This window comes from Haloferula rosea (assembly GCF_016595525.1).
In the GTDB taxonomy this organism is placed as follows: domain Bacteria; phylum Verrucomicrobiota; class Verrucomicrobiia; order Verrucomicrobiales; family Akkermansiaceae; genus Haloferula; species Haloferula rosea.
Genome location: NZ_JAENII010000002.1, coordinates 228,050 through 253,582, shown reverse-complemented (window position 1 = coordinate 253,582; position 25,533 = coordinate 228,050). Strand labels below are relative to the sequence as shown.

The window sequence follows — 25,533 nt, the reverse complement described above, 5'->3', positions numbered from 1 at the left end:
TCAGCCCTGCGGAAGCCAGGCCCTCGACTTGGTCACCTCGAAGCGCCCCTGGAGTTTGGTCATGGGACCCTTCCGGGCGCTCGTTGGCCAGCGGGAAATGGTCTGCACCGCATCATATTCCTCCCGGAGGATCACCGGATACAACAGGCTCGCCCAGATCTTGCCGGATCGGATCGCGATCTCCGACTCGGTAAGCCGCCCCTCCAACTCGATCTTGTCATGCACCTCAAGATCACCCTCGACGGAAAAGACTCCGCAGGGGTGACCGTCGATGGCCTCCTCCCCTTCAAAGATGAGGACCACCCTGCCTGAGACATCATAAGGATGGAGCATCTTGATCGAGCTTCCTGTTAGGACAACTCGTTCTCCCCGACGCCAATATCTTGATGATGAGAACCACTGCACCCGTGGATGAGCACCTGACTCGACCATCAACTGGGGAACCGTCCCAACAAGTGCATCAGCCCACACAAGCGCCTTGAAGTCCGTCGCCCCTTCCTTCCGGGCGGTCTTCCAACCTCCCTCGGTGAGCAAGAATCGGGTGGCACGGTTCTCCAGACCACTCTCAGCCGTTGCGGCCAATGGAGCCTGATCCACTTCCTCCTCCTCCTCGAGAATCCTGCGACCCACCTTCGACAGACTGACCTCGAAGCTCCCCATCTGCTTGTCGAAACCCATTTCGGTTTCCAGCCTGTAATCGATCCGCTCCGACTTCTTGCCCAGCTCCGATTCGCTGACCACGAGCACCTTGTGATGCTTCGTCGTCACATTGAGTTTGCCCTTCAGATTCAGGGGATAGGGAATATCCCGTCGAAATCGCACACCGGCGTCCGAGCGGTCAACCAACGCCTCAAAATCGGCACTCACCGCGCCCCCGGGCTCGCCCACCCGATCCGGCAGACCTCCGAGCCCTCCTTTTTCAAGCCAGGAACTCGCCTTGTCACAGCCGGACAGCGCCAACAAGGCGATGCATGATCCGAGACTGCAGAAGCGATTCACTCTAGGGGCCTTAGCACTCAAACCCCCGTTTGGCGAGCGGGATTCACCCACCACGATTCTTACGGCACAATAAACGCTGATCCATGGCCAAAGCCGGAGCATCATCTGCGCTTTCTCCGACGATCTCAGCAGGCACCCCGGCCACCGTCTTGTGGGGAGGCACGTCATTCAATACCACACTCCCGGCCCCGACTTTGGCGCCCTCGCCGATCTCCACACGTCCCAGGATTTTGGCCCCGGCCCCTAACAATACTCCGGAGCGGACAATGGGGTGTCGATCCCCCGTCATCTTTCCGGTGCCACCAAGGGTCACTTCATGAAGGATCGACACGTCATCCTCGATGATTGCGGTCTCCCCGACGACAAAGCTCGTCGCATGGTCGAGCAGGATTCCACAACCAATCTTCGCTGCAGGGTGAATATCCACCGCGAAAACCTCGCTCGTGAGGCTTTGGAAATAGAGCGCGAGCTCACGCCTCCCCCGCGTCCAGAGATGATGCGAAATCCTGTAGGTCGCGATTGCCATGAATCCCTTGAAAAACAACAAGGGCTGAAGCGCGGAGTCGCAGGCCGGATCCCGCTCCACAATCGCGCTCAGGTCACGGGCCGAACTCGCGACCAAGGTCGGGTCATCAGCGAGAATCCCACCTAACAATGGCTGCAGTTCCTCCCGGGTTGCATCCTCCCGGGCAAGCTTCCGGGCGAGCCGGGCACCCAGCGCCTGACCGAGGCAGCTTTTGCTGAGAATCACGTCGTGCACCAGCGATTGGAGACCCATTTCCTCATCATGGATCTCCTCGGCCCGGGCCTGGATGGACTGCCACAGTCCATCGACATCAATTGACCCGGAATTGCAAATGCGGACAGGCTTGGCGCTTCCCGCGGGCTCGCTGCTGTGTTGGTCTGAATCCATGAGAATTTCGCAGAAACTCGATTATGCCTGCCGTGCGATGGTCCAGTTGGCCAAGCGGCATGACGGGGAGACGCTTACACGCCTTGAGGAACTCGCGCAACGGGAAGCAGTGTCCGCAAATTTTCTCGTCCAGATCCTCAACGACCTCCGGAGGGGCGGACTCATCATCAGTCGACGTGGAAAAGCGGGCGGATACCTCCTCAGCCGCCCCCCCAAGGACATCAATCTTCTGGAGATCGTTCAGGCCGTCGAGCCGTCGCTGCTCACCTTCTCCAATCCCAGTGACGGGGACAGCGGAAACGTGGTCCGCTCCATTTGGGAGCAGATCTCCGAGCGCACTCGCGGACATCTGGAATCCATCGACCTCCGCAAACTCAGTGAACGTGGGAGCGAACCGATGTATTACATCTAGTGATTCCCGTTTCAGGAACCCTTGGATTGCTGCGGAGTCACCCGGGCCGAGACGATCTTCCCTCCCCTGCGCACCTTGACCGTCGCCTCCTTCCCGACATGGAGAAGGAAGAGCGCATTCACGGCATCGCCATAGTCGGCGAGGCGACGCCCATCCAGTTCGGTGAGGATGTCCCCTTTCCGGAGGCCGGCTGCCGCCGCCGGTGACCCTTCAACGACCCTGACGACCTGAGGAATCTGAAGTCGTGGATCCAGCACCACGCCCATCCACGCCCTCGACATGACACCATCACGGGCTGCCACGAGACCGCGGCGGACCACATCCACCGGAATCGCATAGAGCTTCCCAGGGCCTGCGGGTTCGTAGACCACAGCCGCCACCTGCCCCTTGGCATTCAACAAAGGCGAGCCCGACACCGGCGCCGCTCCTGGGTGGCCGACCCGAAGGAGGGAGAATGGCAAATAACGTCCTCGGACCTGCTCGACCCACGCTTCGACAAAGAATTCCTGCCCATCCTTGCGAAGTTTCTGGCCTGCGACGACGGCGTCCGCCAATGACAGGGCTTCACCATCGGGAGCTGGAAATATCACGACACGCGAGACGCTGTCGTAGGCGGCGGGCTCGATGCCCCCCTGACCGAGTCTGCCAGACTTCAAGTCGACCCCAGCCACGCCGACACTCACCGCCTGACCGTTCCCGGCAACTATGAAGCCACGCGCTTCAACCTTGCCAAAGGTCACCGGGAGCCCCCGTTGACCCTTCGCGGCTGCCATGAGAAGCAGCAACCCGCAGGAGAAGCCCGCGAGCACAGTATGAGATCCACGGCCCATGCCGAACGATCTCAGAATTCCTGCTCGCCCAAGCTCCCCTCGGAGCCAGGTCGGAGATCCAATTCGTCAAGTTGGCTCTGGGGAATGACCGGAGCGGGAGCAACCACACGATGGTCGATCGCCGCAGGAACCAGTGATTCCGTCTCAGACGCCTTGGGAGCCGTCATGACAATCGCCAGAACAGCAGCATAGGCCACGCCGCCCCCGTAGGCCCACTTGGCCATGCCAGGTTCGGTCAACCACTGGACGAACTGTTTCCATTGGCGAGCCAATCCCCGCTCCTCCATCGCCTCCTCGCGGCGGCGCTGGTGAAACTCACGCAGGAAATCATCCATGTATCCCTCTGGAGGGCGCTCGTGGCGCTTCAGGGATAGGAGGTTTCCGATTTCTTGGTCGCTCAGTTTCACGGCAGGAATTGGTTAAATAATCTTAAATTTCCGCCCCACCGCAAGACTTTTTTTATAATCTTTGCTCCCAGAACTCCTGCAGATGCATTTGAAGTTGCTGGTGAGCGTAGTGGAGCCTCGATCGGACCGTCCCCACCGAGACCTTGAGAATCTTCGCGATCTCGGCATGAGGCAGGCCCTGAATGTCGAACAGTGTTACCACCGTTCTATGGGATTCAGACAGATGCTGCATGGCTTCGTTCAATCTTTTTTGAAGCTCGTGCAGGGTGCTCTGCTGCTCAGGGTTCGATTCGTGGGTCGTGTCGACCAAGGCCGGGTCCTGGTGCACGGAGGAATCCATCTCATTGAGACTCAGTCCCGTCCGCCTCTTCCTCTTTTTTAGAAAGTTCAGGGTCATATTGACCGCGATCTGGTAAATCCAGGTGTAGAATGTCGACTTTCCCCGGAACTTTCCGATCGAGGAATAGGCCTTGGCGAAGACATCCTGCAGCAAATCATGAGTATCCTCCTTGTTGGAGGTCATGTTGTAGATCATTCCGTACAGCTTTTCGCCATACTTGAGAATCAGGGCGTCGAAGGCTCGCGTGTCGCCGTTCTGGGCGCGCTGGACGAGATCGCCGTCCGGATCCTGTCTGGGGGTGTTATCCGGCATTGGGTGGGGGAACGCGCGCAGGCTGGCATGCACGGCGAATCCTGTCAGCAGCAAACCTGACCCACGTTCCGCGCTTGGCCACCGCCCCATGATCCCTCAGCCTCCCGCCCATGGCATCCGCTCAGCACCTCCGCGACGCAATCCGCGACATCCCTGATTTCCCGAAACCAGGCGTCGTTTTCAAGGACATCACCCCCATCCTTTCCGATCCTTCCCTGTTCAAGGAATCTCTCGAACTCTTGTGCCAGACAGCACAGGGCCAGAAGATCGACAAGGTGGTTGGAATCGACGCACGGGGCTTCATTTTCGCGGCCGCAGTGGCCGACCGCCTGAATGCGGGTTTCGTACCGGTCCGCAAGCAAGGCAAACTGCCTTGGCAGACACGCCAGCTTGCCTACACGCTTGAGTATGGAGAGTCCGTGGTTGAGATCCATGAGGACGCCGTTCACCCGGGTGAAAAGGTCCTGCTGGTCGACGACCTGCTCGCCACAGGCGGCACAGCCGCGGCCGCGGTTCAGCTCCTCGACGGACTCGGCGCCGACCTTGTTGCCATTTCCTTCCTGATCGAACTCGGCTTCCTCAACGGGAGGGAAAAACTGGGAGATCATCGGATCGAGTCACTCATCCGTTACGATTGAATCCTTCATCCCGAGGACAGCCGCATCGCTTGCCCTGCCTCGGGCTCTCCCCTAGCCTCCTGCCCCAATTCCAACGAACGCATCCATGTCATTCGACCAATATTCCGCATCGCTCATCCGCTATCCTGATCTCGGATTCTCTCTCGATACGTCACTCCTTCCATTGAGCTCCGACTGGCTGAGCGCGATGCAGCCCAAGGTGGACAAGGCCTTCGCTGACATGGCGGCTCTCGAATCCGGAGCCATCGCGAACCCGGACGAAGGCCGCATGGTGGGCCACTATTGGCTGCGTGCTGCCGAGCTCGCTCCCAACGAAGAGATTCGCGCCCAGATCAACGAACCGCTTCAAGCTCTCAAGGATTTCGCCGACAAGGTCCACACCGGTCAGGTCGCCCCTCCCGGAGCTCCTCAGTTCCGTCGGATCCTGCTGATCGGCATCGGGGGATCCGCCCTTGGCCCACAACTCGTGGACCAAGCAATCGGCCAGGGCGCCAGACTCCCAATCCACTTCTTCGACAACACGGATCCAGCGGGCATCGACCACACGCTCGCCTCCATTGGCAGCGAGAATCTCTGCACCACGCTCGTCCTCGTGATCTCGAAGTCGGGTGGCACCCCGGAGACCCGCAACGGCATGGTCGAGGCCAAGGCAGCCTTTGATGCCGCCGGCCTGGATTTCGGAAAACATGCCGTGGCCATCACGGGAACCGGATCGAAACTCGATCAATTCGCCCAGGAGCACTCCTTCATTGAGACCTTCCCGATGGAGGACTGGGTCGGTGGCCGGACTTCGGTGATGTCGACCGTGGGTCTCGTGCCAGCCGCTTTGCAGGGAATCGACATCGACGAATTTCTTGCAGGCGCAGCCGCCATGGACCGCGAAACCCGCAAGGCGGATGTCTCCACGAACGCCGCCATGCGGCTCGCGCTTTGTTGGCATGCCGCCGGCAATGGCAAGGGAGAAAAGGACATGGTCGTGTTGCCCTACAAGGACTCACTGGTACTATTCTCCAAGTACCTGCAACAGCTGGTGATGGAGTCGCTGGGCAAGGAACTCGATCTCGAAGGCAATACCGTCAACCAGGGCATCGCCGTTTACGGAAACAAGGGGTCGACCGACCAGCACGCCTATGTCCAACAGCTTCGCGATGGTGTTGCCAACTTCTTCGCCACCTTCATCGAAGTGCGAAAGGGGCGGGATGGCGACACGATCGAAGTCGAACCCGGCAGCACCTCGGCGGACTTCCTGCAGGGCTTCCTGCGTGGTTCGCGCAAGGCACTCCACGAATCAGGCAGGCCATCAATCACCATTTCCATTCCCGAGGTGAACCCATTCCAGCTCGGCACCCTGATCGGATTGTTCGAGCGGGCGGTATCGTTCTATGCATCGCTGGTGAACATCAACGCCTACCACCAGCCCGGCGTGGAGGCCGGCAAGAAGGCCGCGGCTGCGTTCCTGGAAACACTGCATGCCGTTCGCAGCCGTCTGGTCGCAGAACCGAAGACCGCTACCGAAATCGCCTACGAAATCGATGGTGATCCCGAAGAGGTTTACCACTGTCTCACCCACCTCGCGGGGAACGGTGAAGTCCAGATTTCCCTCGGCGAGGAGCCGAAGGAGGATTCCTTCTCTCTCTGAGGCGGATCATCCCTGCTTCCCATCACGGCCTGCCTGCTTCCGCAGGTGGGCCGTTCTTGTTCATGCGCACGAAATCTCTTCGACGTGCGCAACTTCCTCCTCGCATTGCGGTTGATCCCATAGAGCATGAGAGCGCTCACGATCACCCCTCGCTTCCTCGAAATGCCGGAGCCCGACATTCAGCAAGACACCGACAGCAATGCCGTCGATGTGGCGCTGATGCGTCAGATTGCAAAGGGTGACGAGCGCGCTTTCCGCGAGCTTGTCGAGCGTCATCAACATGCGGTCGTTGGAACGATCGCAAAGATGCTGCGGGACCCGACCGAAGCCGAGGATCTCGCCCAGCAGACATTCCTCCGCGTCTGGAAGCATGCCAAACGTTGGAAGCCGGATGCCAAATTCACCACCTATCTCTACACCATTGCCAGGAACCTCGTTTACAACGAGTCCAGACGGCGGTCGCGGCGCAAGGAGGTATCACGCGACGAGCGTCAGGAAGCGAGTGGTCAGGAAGTGGCTGCAGAGAGCCGCACGGAGCCTGATGCCGAGGTCGCCCAGTGGGAAGCCCATCAGGAGATCGACGAGGTCATCGCCTCACTTCCGGAATCCCAACGCATGGCGGTCATCCTCTATGCTTACGAATCCCTCAGCTACGAAGAGATCGGCAAGGTCCTCGGCGTATCGGTGGCATCAGTGAAGAGCCTGATGTTCCGGGCCCGCTCAGCCCTCAGGGACAAGCTGGGCCACATGCTGGGCTACTGAAATCCTCCGCGAGTCGTCAGCTTCCAAGCGCAGTGACCCACTCAGCTTCCTTGAAGCCGACCAAGCCGACTCCATCCCCGATGACAAACGGCCGCTTCACGAGGTTCCCATTGCCGGTCAGCAGCTCGGCGGCCTCTTCAAAAGTCATCGCGCCGATTTTGTCCTTCAACCCAAGCTCGCGGTAATCACGGCCCGAGGTATTGAAAAGAGCCCGTAGTTCATCACCCCGGCTCTTCAGCATCGACTGAAGCTCGCCCCGGGTCGGCGGCGTCTCACGGATCGCCAGTTCCTCGAACGGCACCCCATTCGCCCGAAGCCATTTGACCGCCTTGCGGCAGGAATCACAGCTCTTGTAGATATAGACCTTCGTCATGGGTGGATCTTGCCCCGGCCGGGAAAACACGCAAGGCTTCACCCATCCCGATGAGCTTCAAGGCCGAACTCCTAGACCACATTCGCGACCAACTGGAACAACAGTTGAATCGACTCGCGCAGGCTGCCCGCGACGCCCACGCGGCCGCCACGGACCCGGATGCCAAGGCGGAAAGCAAATACGATACCCGTAGTCTTGAAGCCTCTTACCTGGCATCCGGACAGGCCAGACAGGTGGAGGAAATGACCGAGGCCCTGCGCCTGCTGAAATCCTTTGAACCTCCCGACTTCGAGGCATCCGACACGGTCGAGCCCGGCGCCCTGGTCGAGATACTCGACGACGATGAAACGCAGCACTTCCTCCTCGCACCCGCGTCGGGCGGGCTCGAAGTCGTCCTCGATGGCCGTGAAGTCACTCTACTGACTCCCAGCAGCCGGCTTTACCAATCGCTGCTGGGTGCCTCCGTGGGAACGACCCTCCCGGAGACCGGACAGCTGGTGACCGAGATCGAGTAGCGTCACCCGCTTAGTCGACCTTCAGCCAGAGCCTTTTCGTCAGGAAGTCCAGCCTTGCCGAATGGTCGACGAAGACCTGGCCACCGATCATCCCGTCGATTCCCGCGGGCATGTTGGTCAGGTCCGCGACAAGAAATTCGAGATTCTTGATCCCGCGCTCGTCCCCCGCACCGACAAGATCCGGCGAACAAGTGCCCAGGATCTGGCCACCGCCCTCCACGGGCTTGAGCTTCAGCCCTTTCTCATCGACCGATGACTTCCGCAGGACCGGCTGGTCGTTCTGATGACTGATCAGCAACTTGAGGGCCTGACCGTCGGCATTGACCGACACAAACATCTGCCCTTCCTCCAAAGTGACCGTCAGGGGGATGAATCCCTGCGCCTCAAGTGCTTCGTCCAGCTTGACCGCCTTGAGCCTCTTGGTCCGGTCTTCCGGAGACTCCCAGACCGCCACATAGAGTTGATCTGCCTCGGAAAGCGACCCCACGGGCACCTCCACCTCCTTTCCGTTCTCGAGCTTGAGCATCACCTTGCCCGGCGACTTGGAAACGATCTCCGCCTCGATGACCTTGCCGTTCTTCCCCTTGAACTCCCGTCCTTGTACGGCTCCGCACAGCAACCCTGCGACCAGCAGCAACGATAAGATCTTCATGGACGCATCCCGACAAAGCTCCATCGTCAAGTCAACCCTTCGCCGACGGAAGCTCGACGTCGAACCAACCTGGCGCGGGAGCACTGTAGCTCACCTTTTCACCGCAGATCGGATGGCGCAGCGCGATCGTCCACGCATGGAGACACATCTTGGGCTCACGGGGCGTCAACGTCTGGATCTCGCCGCGGCGCTGATCCTGCAAGTAGACCGGGTCGCCGACAATCGGCCAGCCCGCCGCCCATAGATGGATCCGGATCTGGTGGGTCCGACCGGTCAGAGGCCGGACGAAAAGCAGAGTCGTTCCATCTTCACAGCGCTTCACGACTTCCACCTCGGTGCGTGCCGGCACGCCGTTGACTTCGTCGATCTCCCTGGCACCGAGTTCGGTCGGTTCCGTGGAAATGGGTGCATCCAGTGTGAACTCATCTTCGTCAGGTGCTCCGTGGACCCGGGCCAGATAGCATTTCTCGACTTCGCCGTTCTCAAACTGGGGATGAACGATCCGTCCGAAGTGCCTCGTCTTCGCACAAACCACCACCCCCGAGGTATTCGCATCGAGACGGTGCACCGGACGAGGCACCTCCGGATGAGAAGCCATGCGAAGCAGATACTCCAACGTGTTTCGATTGAAGCGACCGCATGGATGCATTGGCAACGGCGCGGGCTTGTCAAGGACGATCAAGGCCTCGTCTTCGTCGATCACCCGAATTCCTGCACTGACATCGGGTTCCACCATCCCGGGCAGAAGTCGGACATACTGCTCCCCTCCCCTTACAATGCGGTCCGCTCCGACCACTTCGTCTTCAGGTCCCACAATCCGATGGTTCTCCAAACGCTTCAGCCACTTGTCCCGGCCGAAATGGGGAAACATGCCGTCCAGAGCATCGATCAATGTCAGCCCGTCCTGAGCCCCCGGGATGCGGATGGGCTTTCGATTGTCGTATGGCATGCTGCCTGGCAGAGGATCCGCAGCAGCCTCAATCCTCGCCTGCCGTGCCGCGATCCGCTCCGCCCGCTTGCTCTCATCACTACGGAAGCAGTAGGGGCATGACTCACCCACCACGTAGCGTGGATCGTCCGCCTCCTCAGCTGTTAGAGGGGTTTGGCAAGCAAAGCAGACCACCGAACCGGACTCCCGCAGTGCGGGATCGACCCCGACCCGTTGGTCGAAGACAAAACACTCTCCCTCGTAGTGGTCACTGCCGACCTCCTCAAAATATTTCAGGATCCCGCCCTCCAGTTGGTAAACATTGCGGAAGCCCATCCTCTCCATGAACGGGGCGGCCTTCTCACAGCGGATCCCCCCCGTGCAGAATGTCACCACAGGGGCGTCCTTCATTTCATCCGGGAGCCGGCCCACCGCCTCGGGAAAATCCCGGAAGTGATTGATCCCGGCAGGCAACGCTCCTTTGAACGTGCCAAGCTTGACCTCGTAATCGTTCCGCGTGTCGTAGAGGACCACCGGTTTCCCCTCATCCAGCCATTGCTTCAATTCCGCCGCGCTCAGCCGGGGTGCGGTGTGGACACCGGGATCGATCCCATCCACTCCGAAAGCGATGATTTCCTTCTTCAATCGTACCAGCATGCGGTTGAAGGGTTGCTCGGCACTTTGGCTGTACTTGGGATGGAGATTGCCCAGACCCGGCATCTTCCGGAGCTCGAACACCAACTCCTCAATCGCCAGGTGCTTTCCGGCGACGAAAAGATTGATCCCTTCCGGAGCCAGCAGAATCGTGCCTTTCAGGTCGTTCGCCTTGCAGAAGTCCAGCAATCGCTGGCGCATCTCCTTCAGCCCGGTGAGGGCGGTGAAATGGTAAGCGGAAATATTCGTTATCTGGGACACTGTCGTTGATCTGTTGACGACGCTTCCTGCCCGGAGGCTGGGAGCGTGGATGTTCGGCAGGGCGCGATCTTCAACAGGCACAAAACGATTGACCATCGAAAATTGGTGATTCCTTTCCCGATCTTCGGGCCGCGAAACGGGAAAGCGAGGGGGCGCCCTTCGTGGGTAAGAAACCAGGAAACATTGCTACCATCGACGATGGAAGGAGATGTCAGCCAACCGTGGAAACGCCGCCTCTTCTTAAGCCCGGACTCGCGACAAGAAAAAGCCCCGGATTCCAAAGGAATCACGGGGCAAAAGTGGCGGAGCGGACGGGACTCGAACCCGCGACCTCCGGCGTGACAGGCCGGCGTTCTAACCAACTGAACTACCGCTCCGAAGCGGTCCGCCTTGCGGCGTGCGGCGGAAGCTAGGTAGCTCGCCCGTCGCGTGCAACATCATTTTGAAGAAAATTTCACTCCAGTAGACAACCCTCCAAAAGACGACCGAAACCGAGCCTCCCGACACCATGTTTCACTTGCCGGAAACCAGCTGTTGTCCACATTCATTGTCATGGACCCACGATACTTCACCCTCATTCATGTGATCGCCGCTTTCGGCGTTGTCGGCTCCCTTGGTGCCATCTGCCTCGGACCTAGTGAGGAGAAGAAAAAGTTCGCCTCCATCCTGCACGGGGTCTCCCTGCTTCTCCTGCTCCTGGTCGGCCTTCACATGGTGTTTTCGATGGACCTGGTGAAGTCTGGAGGATGGTGGCACACGAAGATCCTCCTCTGGCTGGCGCTGGGAGTCGCTCCCGTGCTGGCCAAACGAAAGGTGCTTTCCCCCGCTGCCCTCGTTTCCATTTGTCTCGTGATCGCTGCCTTTGCCACCTACCTGGGACAGTTCAAGCCGTTCTAATGGGCATCATTGATCGAATTTGCTGCATTTCCTCCGACATGGAGACTCTCCACTTGCGCGCCACGAGCTCTACTCATAACCCTCAGTCCGAACGAATCTCGTTACCTCGATTCAGCCAATGAACTCATCCTCTTGTTGCAAACTCCCGATCATTTCGCGGATTTGGCACTCCACCATCGGCAAGAAGTTGCTGGTGGCGCTCACCGGTGTCGTCCTCACTCTTTTCCTCGCCGGCCATCTGGGAGGAAACATGCTCATCTATGCCGGCCCCGAGGCATTCGATGCCTACGCGGAGTTCCTCCATCACATGCTCCATGGAGCTGGCATCTGGATCTTCCGCGTCATCATGCTCGCCTGTCTGGTCATCCACGTCGCCGCGACCATTTCTCTGACGAGGCGAAACAAGAGCGCTCGCCAGAGCTACGAAAACAAGGCCGTGATCCAGGCCAAGAAATCCTCACTCATCATGGTGTGGAGCGGTCTCACCATTCTGGCCTTCGTGATCTTCCACATCCTTCACTTTACTGTCCGCACGGATCCCGAACTTGCGCGGATCGCGGCTGAAAGCCCGCATCAGATGGTCATCGTTGGATTCCAGAACTGGCTCGTCGTCCTGTTCTACATTGTCGCCATGACCTTGCTCTGTTCCCACCTCAGCCACGGGGTCCAATCGATGTTCCAGACGCTGGGCCTCCGCTCCAACAAAAGCGCGGCGATGCTTGATGCACTGAGCATCGGCTACGCCATAGTCATCTGGGTCGGTTTCGTTTCCATCCCGGTTTCCATTCTATTCTTCAACTTCGGCTCCTAAGAAATCATGTCCAACATTCTCGACGCCAAGACACCGTCCGGACCGCTCGACCAGCAGTGGTCGAAGCACAAGCAGGACTCGAAGCTCATCAACCCCGCCAACAAGCGGAAGTTCACCGTCATCGTCGTCGGTTCCGGTCTTGCTGGTGGTGCCGCCGCCGCGACTCTTTCGGAGCTCGGCTACAAGGTGAAGTGCTTCTGCTACCAGGACAGCGCCCGACGCGCGCACTCGATTGCCGCACAGGGCGGGATCAATGCGGCAAAGAACTACCAGAACGATGGCGACTCCGTTTATCGCCTGTTCTACGACACCATCAAAGGTGGCGACTTCCGCTCGCGTGAATCCAACGTCTACCGCCTCGCGGAAGTCTCGAACAACATCATCGACCAGTGCGTCGCCCAAGGAGTCCCATTCGCACGCGAATACGGAGGCCTGCTCGACAACCGCTCGTTCGGTGGAGCCCAGGTGAAACGGACGTTCTATGCCGCTGGGCAAACCGGCCAACAGCTTCTCATCGGTTGCTACCAGGCACTGAACAAGGAGATCGCCAATGGCGGTGTGGAAATGTATCCGCGGACGGAGATGCTCGACCTCGTGGTCGTGGACGGCCACGCCAAGGGCATCGTCGTTCGTGACATGGTCACCGGCGAGGTATCCTCCCATGCGGGCGATACCGTTCTCCTCGCCACCGGCGGATACGGCAACGTCTTCTTCCTCTCGACCAATGCCATGGGCTGCAACGTCACCGCAGCCTGGCGTGCGGCCAAGAAGGGAGCCTTCTTTGCCAACCCCTGCTACACGCAGATTCACCCCACCTGCATTCCCGTCAGCGGCGACTACCAGTCGAAGCTCACCCTGATGTCGGAATCGCTCCGCAATGACGGCCGGATCTGGGTCCCGAAATCCGTGGAGATCGCGGAAAAGATCCGCAAGGGAGAACTCGATCCGAATACCGTCGCCGAAGACGACCGGGACTACTACCTGGAGCGGAAATACCCGTCATTCGGCAACCTGTCGCCGCGGGACATTTCTTCGCGCTCTGCCAAGGAAGTCTGCGACGAAGGTCGCGGTGTCGCCAAGACCGGCCTCGGTGTGTTTCTCGATTTCCGGGATTCGATCAATCGCCTCGGCGAGGACACGATCCGGGCACGCTACGGCAACCTCTTCCAGATGTATGAGAAGATCGCCGGCACGAACCCCTACCAGCTGCCGATGCAGATCTATCCTGCGGTCCACTACACGATGGGAGGCCTCTGGGTGGACTACAACCTGATGTCCAACCTTCCGGGCCTGCACGTCCTCGGCGAGGCCAACTTCTCGGACCACGGCGCGAATCGACTTGGAGCCTCCGCCCTCATGCAGGGTCTTGCCGACGGCTACTTCGTGATCCCTTCCACCGTCGCAGTCTATCTCTCGACCCAGACTCCGGGGGCCGTGACCACGGACCACCCCGAATTCAAGAAGGTTACCGAAGAAGTCACCAATCGGACCAAGAAGTTCCTCAGCATCAACGGCAAGCGATCAGTGGATTCGTTCCACCGTGAACTCGGACTCACCATGTGGGACAAGTGCGGGATGGCCCGGAATCGGGAGGGCCTCACCGAGGCTCTGGAAAAAATCCCTCAAATCCGCGAGGAATTCTGGGAGAACGTCAAGGTCACCGGCAGTGGCAATTCACTCAACATGGAACTCGAAAAAGCCGGGCGTGTGGCGGACTTCATCGAATTTGGAGAGATGATGTGCCTCGACGCCCGGGAACGGGAAGAATCGTGTGGCGGTCACTTCCGCGAAGAGCACCAATACACCGAAGCCGACGAAGAGGTGAAGTCCGGCTACCTCTCTCCAGGTGAGGCGAAACGCCACGACGACCAGTTCTGCCACGTGTCCGCTTGGGAGTTCAAAGGAGTCGGCGAAGCCCCGACACTGCACAAAGAGGAGCTGAAATGGGAGACGGTGAAGCCATCCGTCCGATCCTACAAGTAAGCGCAGGCTCAAGGGACAGCGACCGAATCAAACGAAAAGACCGAGTGGCTCAGCCACTCGGTCTTTTTGCTTTGGCGAATCCCTTCGCCGAAACCAATCCAGCCAATCTTACGCGTCCGGCTGCTCCATGGCAGGGCGTTCCCGATCAGGCTTCGGCCCACGCCCGTCCTTGGGTGCCTTGACTCCCTCCGGTCGCTCGCCGCGTTCCAATCCTCCTTGAGGGCGCCCCCTCCGAGGATCGCTCCCCGGGGCGCCTTGCGGCTTCTTGAATTCATCCCGCTGAAGTTTCAGGTCGCCATTCCGGTCCAATTCCTCAAACCGATCTTCCTGAGCATCCTCGCTACGCCCTTCCATACCCGGTGCTTGCCTGAACTCCTCGAAGTCCACCACACCATCCTTGTTCAAATCCATGGTTTCAAAACGCTCTGCCATGTCGGGTCGCGGAGCATCCGGACGGCGTCCACCCGGGCCACCTGGCCCCTTGTCCCTTCCACCACCCATCCGTCCCCCGAAACGGTCCTTGGGCGAAAGCACGCCATCTCCGTTGCGGTCCAAGCGTTCGAAAAATCCACGTCGCCGCTCTTCCGGGATCCGCTGTACGAACTCGCTTTGCAGGAACTCCTCGTAACTGACTGAACCGCTCTTGTCCTGATCGAGTTCCGGCAAGCGAAGTCCTTCCCCTTTTCCGCCGGGAGATCGGCCCGGAACCCTCACTTCGACGGCATCGACAAAGCCGTCACCGTTCTTGTCGAGCCGCTCGAACATTTCCCCTCTTTGCTGCTCACTCAACTTGGCGAGCCTCTCAAGGACCATGAATTCCGCGCGCGAGACCTTGCCGTCACCATCGGTATCCGCCTTCTTCACGAAATCGGCAAAGCTCCTCCGACCTCCTTCACCCGGTGGACGCTGCCCCTGAGGACGACGTTCCCCATCCTTGTTGCCCGGGACCTCCGCATCGGCGACTCCAAAAGCAACAAGAGCGAGACTGATCAAGAACGATGATTTCATGGCATTTGTTTGGGTCGATGATTCAAAGTGAACGCCACCCGACCTTGTAAACCCGGACAGCCGGCAATGGTTGCGGGTTGACCCCCACTTTTTGGTAGCCTGATCCCCGCCAACCGCCTGATGATGACGGCCGACGCGCGACCATGCACATTCAAGACATCCTTGCGGCACGCCGCCCAACCTTTTCCTTCGAGTTTTTCCCGCCAAAAAGCGATTCGGCTTGGGAAGCCCTCTACCAAACCATCGTCGACCTTGAGGCCTACGATCCTTCCTTCGTTTCCGTGACCTACGGTGCAGGGGGAAGCACGCGTGACGCCACCCATGATCTCGTCGTGCGCATCAAGCAGACCACCAAGACCTCACCGGTTCCCCACCTCACCTGCGTTGGCCACTCGGAGGAAGAAATCGAACAGATTCTGATCCGCTACGCGGAAGCAGGCGTCAGCAACATCCTTGCCCTCCGAGGCGACCCGCCCAAGGACTGGCCGGACTACGATTGGTCAGACACGCCGTTTCGCCATGCCGCGGACCTGGTGGCCTTCATCAAACGATTCAACGAATCCGGACGCCATCCTGATCCCCGGGGCTTCGGCATCGGCGTCGCAGGCTTTCCCGAGGGCCACCCCGCGACTCCCAACCGACTGGTCGAGCTCGATCATCTGAAGGCGAAAGTCGACGCCGGCGCGGATTACATCTGCACCCAGCTGTTCTTCGACAACCACGACTTCTTCGACTTTCGTGATCGGTGCCGCCTGGCTGGGATCGATGTTCCCATTCTTGCGGGCATCATGCCGGTCACCACAACCAAGGGGATGCGCCGCATGGCGGATCTGGCCGCAGGTGCGCGGTTTCCGGCAAAGTTGATTCGTGCGCTCGAGCGGGCCGGCGATGACCCGGACGCCGTGGAAAAGGTCGGCGTCCACTATGCTGCCCAGCAGTGCGTCGAGCTCCTCGACCATGACGTCGACGGCATCCACTTCTACACGCTGAACAAGAGCGGGGCGACTCGCGAAATCTACGCCAGCATGGGCATGAGCCCGGCCAAGGGCTGAAAGCGGGGCCCGGCAGATATCAGTCCACCGTTCCCAGCCGAAGAATTTCCTCGGCAAGCTGGGTCGTGAGTTCGTTGAGAGTTCCCTCCAGAGGCACGTCGATACCAATCTGGCCGGTCGCCTGATCCACCGGGAAGCGTTCACGCAGCACCCGTGACCTCTCGAAGGCATCGCCCGGGATCATGATCCGAACGCCTCCCTCAAACAGAAAGGCCCTGCGCGTGCGTTCCATCTGCTCACGGCGAAGTCGACGTGCTTCTCCCATCTCGGAGAAAAACTTCTCGTTCTCTTCGTCCACATTCTCGCCGGTCTCAGCCTTCTTCTCCGCTTCTGCCGCCTTCTTCAGCGTCATCGTCAACTCACTCTCCTTGTCGACCCCGAGACCCGACATCGCTCCGTCAACCGCGTCAGCCCCTCCGACGAGACGCTCGATCTCATCTCCTTCAGGACGACGGATCGTCATCCGTCCCTGCATGCTCATCAATCCGGATGCCGTCAGATCCAGTCCTGACAGCTCCAGGACTCCCCGCCCTGTCTTCAGGTCAAAACCACCCTCATCAAAGTCCACGCGACGGTAGGTATTGAAGACATCGACCACGTCGAGGGCCTCAAAAAGACGGAACCCCCTGCGCACCGAAATCGTGTCTCTGCCGTCCAACTCCACCCGGCCGGCGAAGGTCACCCCTTCAGCGGAGTTCGTTGACCCTCCGATCTCAAACTCCCCGGAGACGGTTCCCGACACCACGGTCTCCAGGTGACCGGGCAGAATTTCCCTGAGCGGCACGCGTGAGAACAAGATCGACCCCGAGAGCACCGGTCGCTCCCCACCCACAGCCTTCACGTTCCGGAATTCGACTTTCCCGTCCCCAGCCGCAAATTCCCCCTTCTCGACCACCATCCCTCCATCCGGACTGCAGTAAACCACAAGGTCCTCGATCTTGAAGTCCCGCATCCAGTTCTGGGAAAAGGTGCCCCCCTTGAAGCCGAATCTCCATCCATCGCCCACCCGGTTGGCCGTCATTTTACTGCCCCGTATCCCTCCGTAGGCCCGTTCGAAATAGCCCCAACTGATCCTCGTTGTGGTCGATTCAATCCCGCGCAGGAGAAAGTTCGGATCCCTCGCAAAAAATGACTCGGCCGCCCAATTGGCCGCCTCCGCCGAACTGGCCCCCGCCTTGAGTTCCACATCCAATTGGTTGCACTCGATGACCCCTGCATCCCATTCCTTGAGCACACCATCCAGCATCCCCATGTCAAAAGTCAGGTATCGAGCTTCCAAGGACTCGAAAAAACTCTGCTCGCCGCCCTCGGCACCCACACGACGAATCATCGCCTTCCCTTGGATCCGCTTGAATCCCGACACCTCGGTCTTCTCGGCTCCGATGGTCTCACCCAGACCCTCGACAATCCCATCGCGGAACGCCTGCGAATCCACCCGTTTGACGAGGTAGTATCCGAAACCCAAACCGATGACGACCATCAGCAGCAGGACCTTGAACCCCATCCGCAGCAGGTGAAACAACGCCCCCGACCAGCCACCACCGCTCGAAAGCGAGTGCCTCAGTTGAAACCAGAATCCTTGGCTGGCGATCCACTGGCTGAGGCGCTGATTGAAGTCTTGGGATTCCTGAGCTTCCATACATCGGACCCTCTCGAGGGCTGGCCCGAATTAGAGCGAGCCCTCCCGTGACAAGCGAGGCAAATTTGCCTAGCCCCGGTCCCTCTCTTCCCGTAGGCAGACGGGCGTGGAAGGTGATGACTACAAAGTCCGACTCGAAATCTTCGAAGGACCACTCGATCTGCTGCTCTACCTCATCAAGAAGGATGAAGTGGACATCCAGAATATCTCAATCGCGAGAATCACGAGTCAGTATCTCGACTACATCGAAACCTTCCGCATGCTCAACATCGACCTCGCCGCCGAGTTCATCGTCATGGCGGCGAATCTGATGTACCTCAAGAGCCGCACGCTCTTGCCAAGACAGGAACAACCTCCGGAGGAGGATGCCGAGGAGGATGATCCTCGCTGGGAGCTGATCCGCCAGTTGATCGAGTACAAGAAATTCAAGGATGCCGCCGGATTCCTGAGCCAAAAGGAGGTCGAGCAGGAGGACCGCTTCGCTTTGCAGCCCGAACCGCAGGAAGTCGATCCCGACCCCGCCCCTCTTGCCGAGGTCTCCATCTTCGACCTCATCCGCGCGTTCCAGAATGTGCTGAAGCGCTTCGAGGAGTCCCACGACCTGGGGGACATCGTCGATGACCGCTTCACGGTTGCCGACAAGATCGAGTTGCTTCTCAACACCTTTGCACCGGGTCAGGCGGCCCGCTTCGATGAACTGTTCGCTTCAGCCGCCAGCAAGCCGGAAGTCATCGTCACCTTCCTCGCCATCCTCGAACTCATGAAAATGAACCAGTTCATGATCCGCCAAAGGGGCGTTTTCGGAGAAATCGAACTCGAGCGGAGGGACAATGCCGCAAATCTCGAAGAAATCGAGATCACCGTCGACGAGCAATCGTAGTCCCAGGCCAAAAGAAAGGCAGCGAAGTGACGGGGTCACCTGCTGCCTTGCCTCCTTTCCCTGCGTCGCAGGGAAACAGTGTAGGGCCCTTCAGCCCAAGCGGAAGGTGATCCGCGCCTTGGTGACGTCATAGGGCGACATCTCCATCTTCACGCGGTCACCGATGACCAAGCGAATGAAGCGCTTGCGCATCTTTCCGGAAATGTGGGCCAAGACCTCGTGGCCACTCTGAAGCTGGACTCGGAACTGCGTGCCCGCGAGCACCGAAGTGATGGTTCCCTCCACTTCCACGGACTTCTCCTCGTCGTTTCCATCCGAGGGCTTCACCTTCCGTTCGTGATTTCGGCGCCTTCTGCCACCACCTCCACGGCGACCGCCGCGTCTTCTTCGATTACCGTTACTCATTAGATTACTGCGGACACTTCCTAGAAATGGAAGCGCCCGGGCGGACTCTTAGAGATAGGAGATTCGGAATCAATTCCAAAAACCGACCGTCATTCGTGCGCCCCCCCATGACCGACAACCCACCATTCCTGCCTGAGAGCCGTTCGAGTTCACGAAAATGGGTTTTATTTAACAAACCTGAAACACCCATCTCGCCAGCCCCCGAGAAACGTCGATTTTCTTTCAGGATTTCCGATTGACACCCTTAGGGCGTCTCCCTAGCTTGCCCGCCCTTCCGCGTAGGGGCACTTTCCCCACCGTTTCAGAACACCCGGAAGCCCATCTGCCAACACCATGAAGACTTTTTCCGCCAAACCGACCGACGTCGAGCGCAAGTGGTATGTGATCGATGCCGAAGACAAGATCCTCGGTCAAGTTGCCGTTGAGGCTGCCCGCCTTCTGCGTGGCAAGCACAAGGCGATCTTCACCCCACACATCGATACCGGTGATTTCGTGGTCGTGATCAATGCCGACAAGGTGCGCTTCTCGGGCAACAAGGAGCGCGAGAAGATCTACACCAGCTTCAGCGGTTATGTCGGCGGCCAGAAGGTCGAGACTCCTCGCATGGTCCGCAAGCGTCGCCCCATTCTCCTCATCGAGCGTGCCGTTCGTGGCATGGTTCCCAAGAACCGCCTCGGTCGCGCTCAGATGGGCAAACTGAAGGTCTACGCTGGCACCGAACACCCTCACGAAGCCCAGCAGCCGGAAGTCCACGAGGTTGCATGATTTTTTCATTCTAAACTTTCAATTCAATGAGCGCAGCAGCAGCCAAAGCCACCTTGTCCGCCACCGGACGCCGTAAGACCTCCGTCGCCCGGATCAACATGACCGAAGGCACCGGAGCCATCACCATCAACGGTCGTTCGTTCGAGGACTACCTCCCCACCCTTCAACTTCAGAACACGGTTCTTGCCCCCTTCCAGCAGGCAGGCCTTGCGAAGAAGTTCGATCTCCGCATCAGCGTCAAGGGTGGTGGACTCAACTCACAGGCTGGTGCCATCCGCCACGCTGCAGCCCGCGCACTGACCCAGTTCGACTCCGAACTTCGGGGAGAGCTCAAGCCTCACGGCTTCCTTCGTCGCGACCCTCGCATGAAGGAACGCAAAAAGGCCGGGCAACCTGGCGCACGCAAGAACTTCCAGTTCTCGAAGCGTTAATCAGTGGACCCCATTCCGATTTCCAAAAGGCCGTGCACCTCAGGGTTGCACGGCCTTTTTCATTTCCACATCTTCAGCCCATGAAATTCGTTTCCTGGAACGTCAACGGAATCCGTGCCTGCCTCGACAAGGGCTTGCCGGAATGGCTCGCCTCCCACGCCCCTGACATCCTGTGTCTTCAGGAAACGAAGGCACGCCCCGAGCAGGTCGAACTCCCCCTCGAATTCGGAAACTACAAGGACTACTGGAACTCTGCCCAAAAGGCCGGCTACTCAGGGGTCGCCACCTTCAGCCGGACCGAACCGCTCTCCGTCAGCCGGGGAATCGGGATCGATGAGCACGACACCGAAGGGCGGGTCCTCACGCTGGAATTCGAAGACTTCCATCTGGTCAACGTCTACACGCCCAATGCGCAGAATGAACTACGTCGTCTTCCGTACCGCATGGAATGGGATCAGGCTTTCCGTCAGTTCCTCACTGGACTTCGTGAATCAGGAAAAGCCGTGATCTTCTGCGGTGATCTCAATGTGGCCCACCAGGAGATCGATCTGGCCCGCCCCGCGGCAAACCGGAAGAGCGCCGGATTCTCCGATGAAGAGCGAGCAGGTTTCAGCCAGCTCCTTGACTCGGGATTCACCGACAGTTTCCGACATTTCCACCCGGACACCACGGAAGCGTATTCGTGGTGGAGCTACCGCGGAGGCGCACGAGGTCGGAACGTCGGATGGAGAATCGACTACTTCGGCGTGTCGAACGATGCGATTGATCGCATGAAGAACGCCTCGATTCTACCCGAAGTCATGGGATCCGACCACTGCCCCGTGGCGATGGAGTGGAGCTAACGCGCCCTCCCATCATCAAGGCCACCCAGAGCCCGGCTGACGTCGAGTCCTCAGCCCGAGGTGCCAAAACACCCCGCCACCAGATCAAAGCAGGGGCTAGAAGGATTCGGATATGGATCGGTTACAGGTCGGCGATGGCCGCCATGAGACGATCCGCCACCTGCTTGTAACCCGCCTTTCCCTTGGCCTCCCGGAGATCCTCCTTGGTCAGTACGATCGGCTCGCCGATGTGGACTTCGATCCGCGCGAACTTGAGCCTCGCCTCTCCGCGAGGCAGCGCCTCCCGTGCTCCACGAATCCGAATCGGCTGAATCGGAACTCCCGCCTTCACCGCAATCAATCCGACCCCCGGTTGCGCTTCGCCCAGCGAACCATCCTGGGTGCGGGCACCCTCCGGAAACACGAGCACCCGCTGACCTTGTTTCAGCAGGCGGATGATCGTCTTCAGACTGCTCATGTCGGGCTTCTCCTGGTCGACTGGCACCGAGTTCCACTGCCGGTAAACCCACTTGGCCGGCCCCTTGAACAAGGATTTTCTGGCGAGGAAGTGCATCTCATCGGCGTACAGAGTGCCGATCAATGGAGGGTCCAGAAAGCTCTCGTGATTCGACACCACGAGGACCGGCCCTTCGGTCAGAAGATGCTCCGCACCACGAATCCGAAGCCCGAACAGAGAACGGAAAGCACTCCGGAACAGCAGCCATCCCACCCAGTAAATCCAACGCATCGCGGTTCAATTAAAGTTTCAGTCCCTGTTCACGAAGAAGCTCAAGAGCGGCTTCCGTGCCACTTTCGATCGTGTGGCCCGAGGTATCGAGGATGGCAGCTCCGGCGGCAACCTGAAGCGGCGCGGTCTTCCGCCGGCTGTCTTCCCGGTCACGATCCTCCACGGAATCGACCTCCCCCACGGCAACACGACGCCCCGCCCTGACGCCAGCATCCGCATCCAGGTAGATCTTGAAGGGCGTATCGGGGAAAACCACCGTACCAATGTCCCTTCCCTCCATGATCACATTGCCAAACTCCAGAAAACCACGCTGCATCTCCACCAAGCGATTCCGAACCTCTGGAATCGCCGCCACTGCAGAGACCGACCCGTTCACAGCCTCGCTGCGCAGCTCATCTCCCGTTCGTCGGCCGTCCAGCCGGACCACGGATCGACCCTCGGCCACCGAACACTCGATATCCATCTCGACCAGTGCCGCGATCACCGCTTCGGCATCCTTGGGATCAATTCCGTCCTGAAGAACTTTCCAGGTCACCGCACGATACATCTCACCCGAATTGACCATGATCAGGTCCAGTTTGGCGGCCAGCTGCCTGGCAAGCGTACTCTTGCCCGATGCGGCAGGGCCGTCGATGGCGATGGCTACATGGTCACTCATGAATCTTGGCGTCGAATGGGGAAACAATAGTCCGCTGGATCAGTCGATTCGCGGCAGACTGCCGCGAGTTGCGAAGCAAAGCACGGATACGAGGTATTGACACATGCGGTGTCAAGAATACGGCTCTCCCCCTCGGCAAACAGACCCGCGATCGCGAAGGCCATCGCAATACGATGATCCCCGTAGCTCTTCATCTCCGCGCCCTTCAGCGGATGGCCGCCCTCAACCTCCATTCCGTCCTCGAACTCCTCAATCCTGCCTCCCATCGCACGGAGATTTGCGACGGTCGTGGCGACCCGATCGGTCTCCTTCACCCGCAGTTCCCGCGCATCACGGATGCGGGTCACCCCTTTGGCCAAGGCAGCGGCAACACAAATCACCGGGATCTCGTCGATCAGATTGGGAATCTCCGAGCGCTCGAGATCGGTGCCGTGCAACTGCGCGCCATGCACCTCGACATCGCCCATGACTTCTCCCGCCATTCCACCCAGAGGTCGACGAATGACCGTGGCGCCCATCCTTTCAAGCACATCGAGGATCGCGGTTCGGGTCGGATTCAGACCGACCCGCCTGACCACCAGACGAGCTCCCGGTCGGGCGGCTGCAGCCACCAGCCAGAAGGCCGCACTGGAAATATCACCGGGAACATGAAACTCCCGAGCCTGAGGCACCTGCCCTCCCTTGATCGAAATCGTGTTGCCCTCACTTCCGACATCAACACCGAATGCCTCAAGCATCCGCTCCGTATGATCCCGGGTCGTGGCCGGTTGAACGACCGTTGTCCTCCCCTCACAAAACAAGCCCGCCAACAGGACCGCGCTCTTGACCTGAGCACTCGCCATGGGCAGCTCGTAGTGAATCGGCTTCATCTTGGAGGGAATCAGGCGGATCGGAGCACAACCCGGCTTCGCCCCCTTCGACTCGATCGTCGCACCCATCTCACCAAGCGGATCGATGATCCGACCCATCGGTCGCGAGGAAAGTGATTCGTCGCCAAACAGCTCGGACTCGAAAGACTGGGCTGCGAGCATCCCCGCCAACAGCCGCATCCCGGTTCCCGAGTTCCCGCAATCAATGGGAGCCGCTGGCGCATCCAGCTTCATGGACTTGCCGGCAATCCTCATCCGGGTCGGCCCGAACCCTTCCATTTCCTCCTCGACGGCGACCTTCACCCCACAGGACTTCATTGCCGACAAGGTGTTCAGACAGTCCTCACTGGGAAGAAAGCCGGAAATCAACGACTCCCCCTCGGCGAGACCAGCAATCATTGCTGCGCGATGGGACATGCTCTTGTCTCCGGGCACCTCGAGGTCGACCTCAAAGTTCTGGATTGGCTGCACACGAAATTCACTCATGGGATCTGCTTGCTTCATCTTGCTTTGCCGCCCGGGCAAGAAGGTAACGGCCCTGCGTATCCTCCAGCCATGCGAGGAGGGCTTCATGATCGCCCTTTTCCAACATGGCAAGCACATCACCGAGCGATCCAACGACCGCGCGAAGCGAAGACGCGACCGCACCACGGTTCTCCAACAGAATCTCCGCCCACATCGCCGCATCGCCACCGGCAACCCGCGTGGTATCCCTCAGACCACCCCCGCCGTAGCGGGCATCCGCCGGATTCACCAATGCAACATCCGCCGTCGCCGCCGCCATCACATGGGGAAAATGGCTGATCCTTGCAACCAACGCATCGTGGTCCTCCGAATTCATCCAACGAACCCGGCAGCCGACATCCACCCAGAAATTCTCGAGCGCCCTCGTCCAGCATTCCCCGACCTGCTCGTCATCGGTCAATAGACACGCCGCGCCGTCAAACAGATCTGCCCGGGCCGCCGTCACCCCCCGTGACTCCGATCCTGCCATGGGGTGCCCCCCGATGAACCTGAGCCCGGCATGTTCGATGACAGCCTTCATCGATTGATGAACCACCCGCTTCACGCTCCCCACATCGGTCACAAGTGCCGATGCAGGCAATCCTGCAGCCACCGCCTGCTCCAGCAAGCCGGGCATCGCACCGACCGGGACACTGAGCACCACCAGGTCGGCCTCGGCGACTGCCTCACTGAGACTCGCCGTGGCGCCGACGATCCCAAGTCCGTGTGCTTCCGCGACCGAAGCCTCACGACGGGCCCAAAGCGAGTAGCGCGCCCGACCTTCCAGACGCAATGCCAGCGACCCACCGAGCAACCCCCCTCCGAGGATCGCGACTTTATTGATACTCTTCAAGTTCCCCGGATTCAGAAACAAAGGAGCCGGACCCATGGTCCGGCTCGAAACAATGAGTGCTCAACCGAAACGCATCAAGGCACGCGGAAATACTTTTTCTCTTCAGGTGGATAGGTGGGATCCTGAACGAGTGTGCCACTTGGGATCCCCTTCACATCGATGAGCTTGTTGTTGAACGGGCTGAATACGAAGCCCGGCTTTCCTGGGACGGGGCGAGCCACCTGCATGCTTGGCTTGGGATCCGGCTTCGGCGGAGTGGGGTCATCCGTGCGTGGTGGCGCAGTCGGAGTCGGGGTGTCGGTCGCCGTCCCGGTTCCACCTGCGATCGAAGGGTCAGCTTCGGTGCCTTCACCAGGGGGCTTTGCATTCGGATCGTTCTGAGCCACATCCGGCCCGGGCGTAGGTGGTGGTGTCTCGTCGTAAGGAGTACAGGAAGCGACGAGAGCCGCGAGGGCCGCCGTGGAAAGAAGAGAGGCTGCTTTCATGAATGAGATCTGTTTAGGGGAACCTGCAGGTGCAGGAGGTATGGAGTCTTAGTTCCGAAGCGCCGAAGGTCAAGCCGCTGTCGAGCGAG

General features: G+C 59.5%; 29 protein-coding genes, 1 tRNA gene and 1 pseudogene. 13 read left to right on the top strand and 18 right to left on the bottom strand.

Features of this window, described 5'->3' with window-relative positions:
- Window positions 1-999 carry a hypothetical protein gene (locus JIN81_RS03115; RefSeq protein ID WP_200276233.1) on the bottom strand — a complete coding sequence of 333 codons (999 nt, stop codon included), beginning with the start codon at window positions 997-999 and terminating at the stop codon, window positions 1-3.
- A gap of 43 nt (window positions 1,000-1,042) precedes the next feature.
- Window positions 1,043-1,912: a serine O-acetyltransferase gene (gene cysE, locus JIN81_RS19250; RefSeq protein WP_200276231.1), complete on the bottom strand. Its 870-nt coding sequence runs from the start codon at window positions 1,910-1,912 to the stop codon at window positions 1,043-1,045.
- Between cysE and JIN81_RS03105 the strand changes: the two genes are divergently transcribed.
- Window positions 1,911-2,324 (top strand): RrF2 family transcriptional regulator, encoded by a 414-nt coding sequence (locus JIN81_RS03105; RefSeq protein ID WP_200276229.1) that lies wholly within the window; start codon window positions 1,911-1,913, stop codon window positions 2,322-2,324. The genes cysE and JIN81_RS03105 overlap by 2 nt on opposite strands.
- 11 nt (window positions 2,325-2,335) lie before the next feature.
- Here the strand turns inward: JIN81_RS03105 and JIN81_RS03100 are convergent, their stop codons facing one another.
- The 3 genes from JIN81_RS03100 to JIN81_RS03090 all read right to left on the bottom strand — a co-directional run bounded on the left by JIN81_RS03100 (window position 2,336) and on the right by JIN81_RS03090 (window position 4,246).
- Window positions 2,336-3,097: a S1C family serine protease gene (locus tag JIN81_RS03100; RefSeq protein WP_200276227.1), complete on the bottom strand. Its 762-nt coding sequence runs from the start codon at window positions 3,095-3,097 to the stop codon at window positions 2,336-2,338.
- Between the two features lie 68 nt (window positions 3,098-3,165).
- Entirely contained in the window at window positions 3,166-3,561 is a 396-nt protein-coding gene (locus JIN81_RS03095; protein ID WP_200276225.1) for a hypothetical protein, read from the bottom strand.
- 52 nt (window positions 3,562-3,613) lie between these two features.
- Window positions 3,614-4,246, bottom strand: coding sequence for a sigma-70 family RNA polymerase sigma factor (locus JIN81_RS03090; protein ID WP_325100834.1), 633 nt, complete (start codon window positions 4,244-4,246; stop codon window positions 3,614-3,616).
- Window positions 4,247-4,323: 77 nt separating this feature from the next.
- On the opposite strand from JIN81_RS03090, the gene JIN81_RS03085 reads away from it, so the two are divergent.
- The 3 genes from JIN81_RS03085 (at window position 4,324) to JIN81_RS03075 (ending at window position 7,252) form a co-directional block, all read left to right on the top strand.
- Window positions 4,324-4,851 carry an adenine phosphoribosyltransferase gene (locus JIN81_RS03085; protein WP_200276223.1) on the top strand — a complete coding sequence of 176 codons (528 nt, stop codon included), beginning with the start codon at window positions 4,324-4,326 and terminating at the stop codon, window positions 4,849-4,851.
- An 85-nt stretch (window positions 4,852-4,936) separates the two neighbouring features.
- Window positions 4,937-6,490 carry a glucose-6-phosphate isomerase gene (locus JIN81_RS03080; protein ID WP_200276221.1) on the top strand — a complete coding sequence of 518 codons (1,554 nt, stop codon included), beginning with the start codon at window positions 4,937-4,939 and terminating at the stop codon, window positions 6,488-6,490.
- A gap of 126 nt (window positions 6,491-6,616) precedes the next feature.
- Entirely contained in the window at window positions 6,617-7,252 is a 636-nt protein-coding gene (locus tag JIN81_RS03075) for an RNA polymerase sigma factor (protein WP_200276219.1), read from the top strand.
- 16 nt (window positions 7,253-7,268) lie between these two features.
- Here the strand turns inward: JIN81_RS03075 and JIN81_RS03070 are convergent, their stop codons facing one another.
- A complete protein-coding gene (locus JIN81_RS03070; RefSeq protein WP_200276217.1) occupies window positions 7,269-7,625 on the bottom strand; it encodes an arsenate reductase family protein in 357 nt (118 codons plus the stop codon).
- A gap of 2 nt (window positions 7,626-7,627) precedes the next feature.
- On the opposite strand from JIN81_RS03070, the gene JIN81_RS03065 reads away from it, so the two are divergent.
- The gene (locus JIN81_RS03065) at window positions 7,628-8,140 is read left to right on the top strand and encodes a hypothetical protein (RefSeq protein ID WP_234044428.1); all 513 of its coding nucleotides are present in this window, start codon (window positions 7,628-7,630) and stop codon (window positions 8,138-8,140) included.
- Window positions 8,141-8,150: 10 nt separating this feature from the next.
- On the opposite strand, the gene JIN81_RS03060 is transcribed toward JIN81_RS03065, so the two are convergent.
- The 4 genes and pseudogenes from JIN81_RS03060 to JIN81_RS03050 form a co-directional block, all read right to left on the bottom strand.
- On the bottom strand, window positions 8,151-8,792 hold the full coding sequence (locus tag JIN81_RS03060; RefSeq protein ID WP_200276213.1) for a hypothetical protein: 642 nt from the start codon (window positions 8,790-8,792) through the stop codon (window positions 8,151-8,153).
- A 31-nt stretch (window positions 8,793-8,823) separates the two neighbouring features.
- Entirely contained in the window at window positions 8,824-9,528 is a 705-nt protein-coding gene (locus JIN81_RS19695) for an RluA family pseudouridine synthase (RefSeq protein WP_484494631.1), read from the bottom strand.
- Window positions 9,529-9,801: 273 nt separating this feature from the next.
- Window positions 9,802-10,635, bottom strand: a pseudogene (locus JIN81_RS19690) (sulfurtransferase); the annotation flags it as partial.
- A 300-nt stretch (window positions 10,636-10,935) separates the two neighbouring features.
- A tRNA-Asp gene (locus tag JIN81_RS03050) sits at window positions 10,936-11,012 on the bottom strand.
- Window positions 11,013-11,187: 175 nt separating this feature from the next.
- Between JIN81_RS03050 and JIN81_RS03045 the strand changes: the two genes are divergently transcribed.
- From JIN81_RS03045 to JIN81_RS03035, 3 genes are all read left to right on the top strand, one after another.
- Window positions 11,188-11,532 (top strand): hypothetical protein, encoded by a 345-nt coding sequence (locus tag JIN81_RS03045; RefSeq protein WP_200276209.1) that lies wholly within the window; start codon window positions 11,188-11,190, stop codon window positions 11,530-11,532.
- 118 nt (window positions 11,533-11,650) lie between these two features.
- Window positions 11,651-12,343, top strand: coding sequence for a succinate dehydrogenase cytochrome b subunit (locus JIN81_RS03040; protein WP_200276207.1), 693 nt, complete (start codon window positions 11,651-11,653; stop codon window positions 12,341-12,343).
- 6 nt (window positions 12,344-12,349) lie between these two features.
- A complete protein-coding gene (locus JIN81_RS03035; RefSeq protein ID WP_200276205.1) occupies window positions 12,350-14,326 on the top strand; it encodes a fumarate reductase/succinate dehydrogenase flavoprotein subunit in 1,977 nt (658 codons plus the stop codon).
- Window positions 14,327-14,434: 108 nt separating this feature from the next.
- On the opposite strand, the gene JIN81_RS03030 is transcribed toward JIN81_RS03035, so the two are convergent.
- Window positions 14,435-15,334 carry an EF-hand domain-containing protein gene (locus tag JIN81_RS03030; RefSeq protein ID WP_200276203.1) on the bottom strand — a complete coding sequence of 300 codons (900 nt, stop codon included), beginning with the start codon at window positions 15,332-15,334 and terminating at the stop codon, window positions 14,435-14,437.
- 143 nt (window positions 15,335-15,477) lie between these two features.
- On the opposite strand from JIN81_RS03030, the gene metF reads away from it, so the two are divergent.
- On the top strand, window positions 15,478-16,386 hold the full coding sequence (gene metF, locus JIN81_RS03025) for a methylenetetrahydrofolate reductase [NAD(P)H] (RefSeq protein ID WP_200276201.1): 909 nt from the start codon (window positions 15,478-15,480) through the stop codon (window positions 16,384-16,386).
- Between the two features lie 19 nt (window positions 16,387-16,405).
- Here the strand turns inward: metF and JIN81_RS03020 are convergent, their stop codons facing one another.
- Window positions 16,406-18,025 (bottom strand): hypothetical protein, encoded by a 1,620-nt coding sequence (locus JIN81_RS03020; RefSeq protein WP_200276199.1) that lies wholly within the window; start codon window positions 18,023-18,025, stop codon window positions 16,406-16,408.
- Window positions 18,026-18,131: 106 nt separating this feature from the next.
- On the opposite strand from JIN81_RS03020, the gene JIN81_RS03015 reads away from it, so the two are divergent.
- On the top strand, window positions 18,132-18,905 hold the full coding sequence (locus JIN81_RS03015; RefSeq protein ID WP_200276197.1) for a segregation/condensation protein A: 774 nt from the start codon (window positions 18,132-18,134) through the stop codon (window positions 18,903-18,905).
- A gap of 90 nt (window positions 18,906-18,995) precedes the next feature.
- Here JIN81_RS03015 and infA read toward each other — a convergent pair whose 3' ends face one another.
- On the bottom strand, window positions 18,996-19,232 hold the full coding sequence (gene infA, locus JIN81_RS03010; RefSeq protein WP_343217928.1) for a translation initiation factor IF-1: 237 nt from the start codon (window positions 19,230-19,232) through the stop codon (window positions 18,996-18,998).
- A 411-nt stretch (window positions 19,233-19,643) separates the two neighbouring features.
- Here infA and rplM point away from each other — a divergent pair, with 411 nt between their 5' ends.
- From rplM to JIN81_RS02995, 3 genes are all read left to right on the top strand, one after another.
- Window positions 19,644-20,075, top strand: a complete 432-nt coding sequence (rplM, locus tag JIN81_RS03005) for a 50S ribosomal protein L13 (RefSeq protein WP_200276186.1) — start codon at window positions 19,644-19,646, stop codon at window positions 20,073-20,075.
- A gap of 26 nt (window positions 20,076-20,101) precedes the next feature.
- Window positions 20,102-20,506, top strand: coding sequence for a 30S ribosomal protein S9 (gene rpsI, locus JIN81_RS03000; protein ID WP_200276184.1), 405 nt, complete (start codon window positions 20,102-20,104; stop codon window positions 20,504-20,506).
- A gap of 80 nt (window positions 20,507-20,586) precedes the next feature.
- On the top strand, window positions 20,587-21,348 hold the full coding sequence (locus JIN81_RS02995) for an exodeoxyribonuclease III (protein WP_200276182.1): 762 nt from the start codon (window positions 20,587-20,589) through the stop codon (window positions 21,346-21,348).
- Window positions 21,349-21,469: 121 nt separating this feature from the next.
- On the opposite strand, the gene JIN81_RS02990 is transcribed toward JIN81_RS02995, so the two are convergent.
- From JIN81_RS02990 to JIN81_RS02970, 5 genes are all read right to left on the bottom strand, one after another.
- Window positions 21,470-22,075, bottom strand: coding sequence for a lysophospholipid acyltransferase family protein (locus JIN81_RS02990; RefSeq protein WP_200276181.1), 606 nt, complete (start codon window positions 22,073-22,075; stop codon window positions 21,470-21,472).
- 10 nt (window positions 22,076-22,085) lie between these two features.
- Window positions 22,086-22,733: a (d)CMP kinase gene (cmk, locus tag JIN81_RS02985; RefSeq protein ID WP_200276179.1), complete on the bottom strand. Its 648-nt coding sequence runs from the start codon at window positions 22,731-22,733 to the stop codon at window positions 22,086-22,088.
- A complete protein-coding gene (gene aroA, locus JIN81_RS02980) occupies window positions 22,730-24,088 on the bottom strand; it encodes a 3-phosphoshikimate 1-carboxyvinyltransferase (protein WP_200276177.1) in 1,359 nt (452 codons plus the stop codon). Before aroA ends, cmk begins: the two co-directional genes overlap by 4 nt.
- Window positions 24,081-24,959 (bottom strand): prephenate dehydrogenase, encoded by an 879-nt coding sequence (locus JIN81_RS02975; RefSeq protein WP_200276176.1) that lies wholly within the window; start codon window positions 24,957-24,959, stop codon window positions 24,081-24,083. The genes aroA and JIN81_RS02975 overlap by 8 nt, the downstream gene beginning before the upstream one ends.
- Before the next feature lie 74 nt (window positions 24,960-25,033).
- Window positions 25,034-25,444, bottom strand: coding sequence for a hypothetical protein (locus tag JIN81_RS02970; protein ID WP_200276174.1), 411 nt, complete (start codon window positions 25,442-25,444; stop codon window positions 25,034-25,036).
- Between the last annotated feature and the right edge of the window lie 89 nt (window positions 25,445-25,533).

What these genes read in the sequence shown, in the direction of transcription:
- JIN81_RS03105 (WP_200276229.1), top strand. Translation starts at nt 1,911, where the DNA reads ATGAGAATTTCGCAGAAACTCGATTATGCCTGCCGTGCGATGGTCCAG.
- cysE (WP_200276231.1), bottom strand. Translation starts at nt 1,912, where the DNA reads ATGGATTCAGACCAACACAGCAGCGAGCCCGCGGGAAGCGCCAAGCCT.
- JIN81_RS03100 (WP_200276227.1), bottom strand. Translation starts at nt 3,097, where the DNA reads ATGGCAGCCGCGAAGGGTCAACGGGGGCTCCCGGTGACCTTTGGCAAG.
- JIN81_RS03085 (WP_200276223.1), top strand. Translation starts at nt 4,324, where the DNA reads ATGGCATCCGCTCAGCACCTCCGCGACGCAATCCGCGACATCCCTGAT.
- JIN81_RS03080 (WP_200276221.1), top strand. Translation starts at nt 4,937, where the DNA reads ATGTCATTCGACCAATATTCCGCATCGCTCATCCGCTATCCTGATCTC.
- JIN81_RS03075 (WP_200276219.1), top strand. Translation starts at nt 6,617, where the DNA reads ATGAGAGCGCTCACGATCACCCCTCGCTTCCTCGAAATGCCGGAGCCC.
- JIN81_RS03070 (WP_200276217.1), bottom strand. Translation starts at nt 7,625, where the DNA reads ATGACGAAGGTCTATATCTACAAGAGCTGTGATTCCTGCCGCAAGGCG.
- JIN81_RS03060 (WP_200276213.1), bottom strand. Translation starts at nt 8,792, where the DNA reads ATGAAGATCTTATCGTTGCTGCTGGTCGCAGGGTTGCTGTGCGGAGCC.
- JIN81_RS19695 (WP_484494631.1), bottom strand. Translation starts at nt 9,528, where the DNA reads ATGGTGGAACCCGATGTCAGTGCAGGAATTCGGGTGATCGACGAAGAC.
- JIN81_RS03045 (WP_200276209.1), top strand. Translation starts at nt 11,188, where the DNA reads ATGGACCCACGATACTTCACCCTCATTCATGTGATCGCCGCTTTCGGC.
- JIN81_RS03040 (WP_200276207.1), top strand. Translation starts at nt 11,651, where the DNA reads ATGAACTCATCCTCTTGTTGCAAACTCCCGATCATTTCGCGGATTTGG.
- JIN81_RS03035 (WP_200276205.1), top strand. Translation starts at nt 12,350, where the DNA reads ATGTCCAACATTCTCGACGCCAAGACACCGTCCGGACCGCTCGACCAG.
- JIN81_RS03030 (WP_200276203.1), bottom strand. Translation starts at nt 15,334, where the DNA reads ATGAAATCATCGTTCTTGATCAGTCTCGCTCTTGTTGCTTTTGGAGTC.
- metF (WP_200276201.1), top strand. Translation starts at nt 15,478, where the DNA reads ATGCACATTCAAGACATCCTTGCGGCACGCCGCCCAACCTTTTCCTTC.
- JIN81_RS03020 (WP_200276199.1), bottom strand. Translation starts at nt 18,025, where the DNA reads ATGGAAGCTCAGGAATCCCAAGACTTCAATCAGCGCCTCAGCCAGTGG.
- rplM (WP_200276186.1), top strand. Translation starts at nt 19,644, where the DNA reads ATGAAGACTTTTTCCGCCAAACCGACCGACGTCGAGCGCAAGTGGTAT.
- rpsI (WP_200276184.1), top strand. Translation starts at nt 20,102, where the DNA reads ATGAGCGCAGCAGCAGCCAAAGCCACCTTGTCCGCCACCGGACGCCGT.
- JIN81_RS02995 (WP_200276182.1), top strand. Translation starts at nt 20,587, where the DNA reads ATGAAATTCGTTTCCTGGAACGTCAACGGAATCCGTGCCTGCCTCGAC.
- JIN81_RS02990 (WP_200276181.1), bottom strand. Translation starts at nt 22,075, where the DNA reads ATGCGTTGGATTTACTGGGTGGGATGGCTGCTGTTCCGGAGTGCTTTC.
- cmk (WP_200276179.1), bottom strand. Translation starts at nt 22,733, where the DNA reads ATGAGTGACCATGTAGCCATCGCCATCGACGGCCCTGCCGCATCGGGC.
- aroA (WP_200276177.1), bottom strand. Translation starts at nt 24,088, where the DNA reads ATGAGTGAATTTCGTGTGCAGCCAATCCAGAACTTTGAGGTCGACCTC.
- JIN81_RS02970 (WP_200276174.1), bottom strand. Translation starts at nt 25,444, where the DNA reads ATGAAAGCAGCCTCTCTTCTTTCCACGGCGGCCCTCGCGGCTCTCGTC.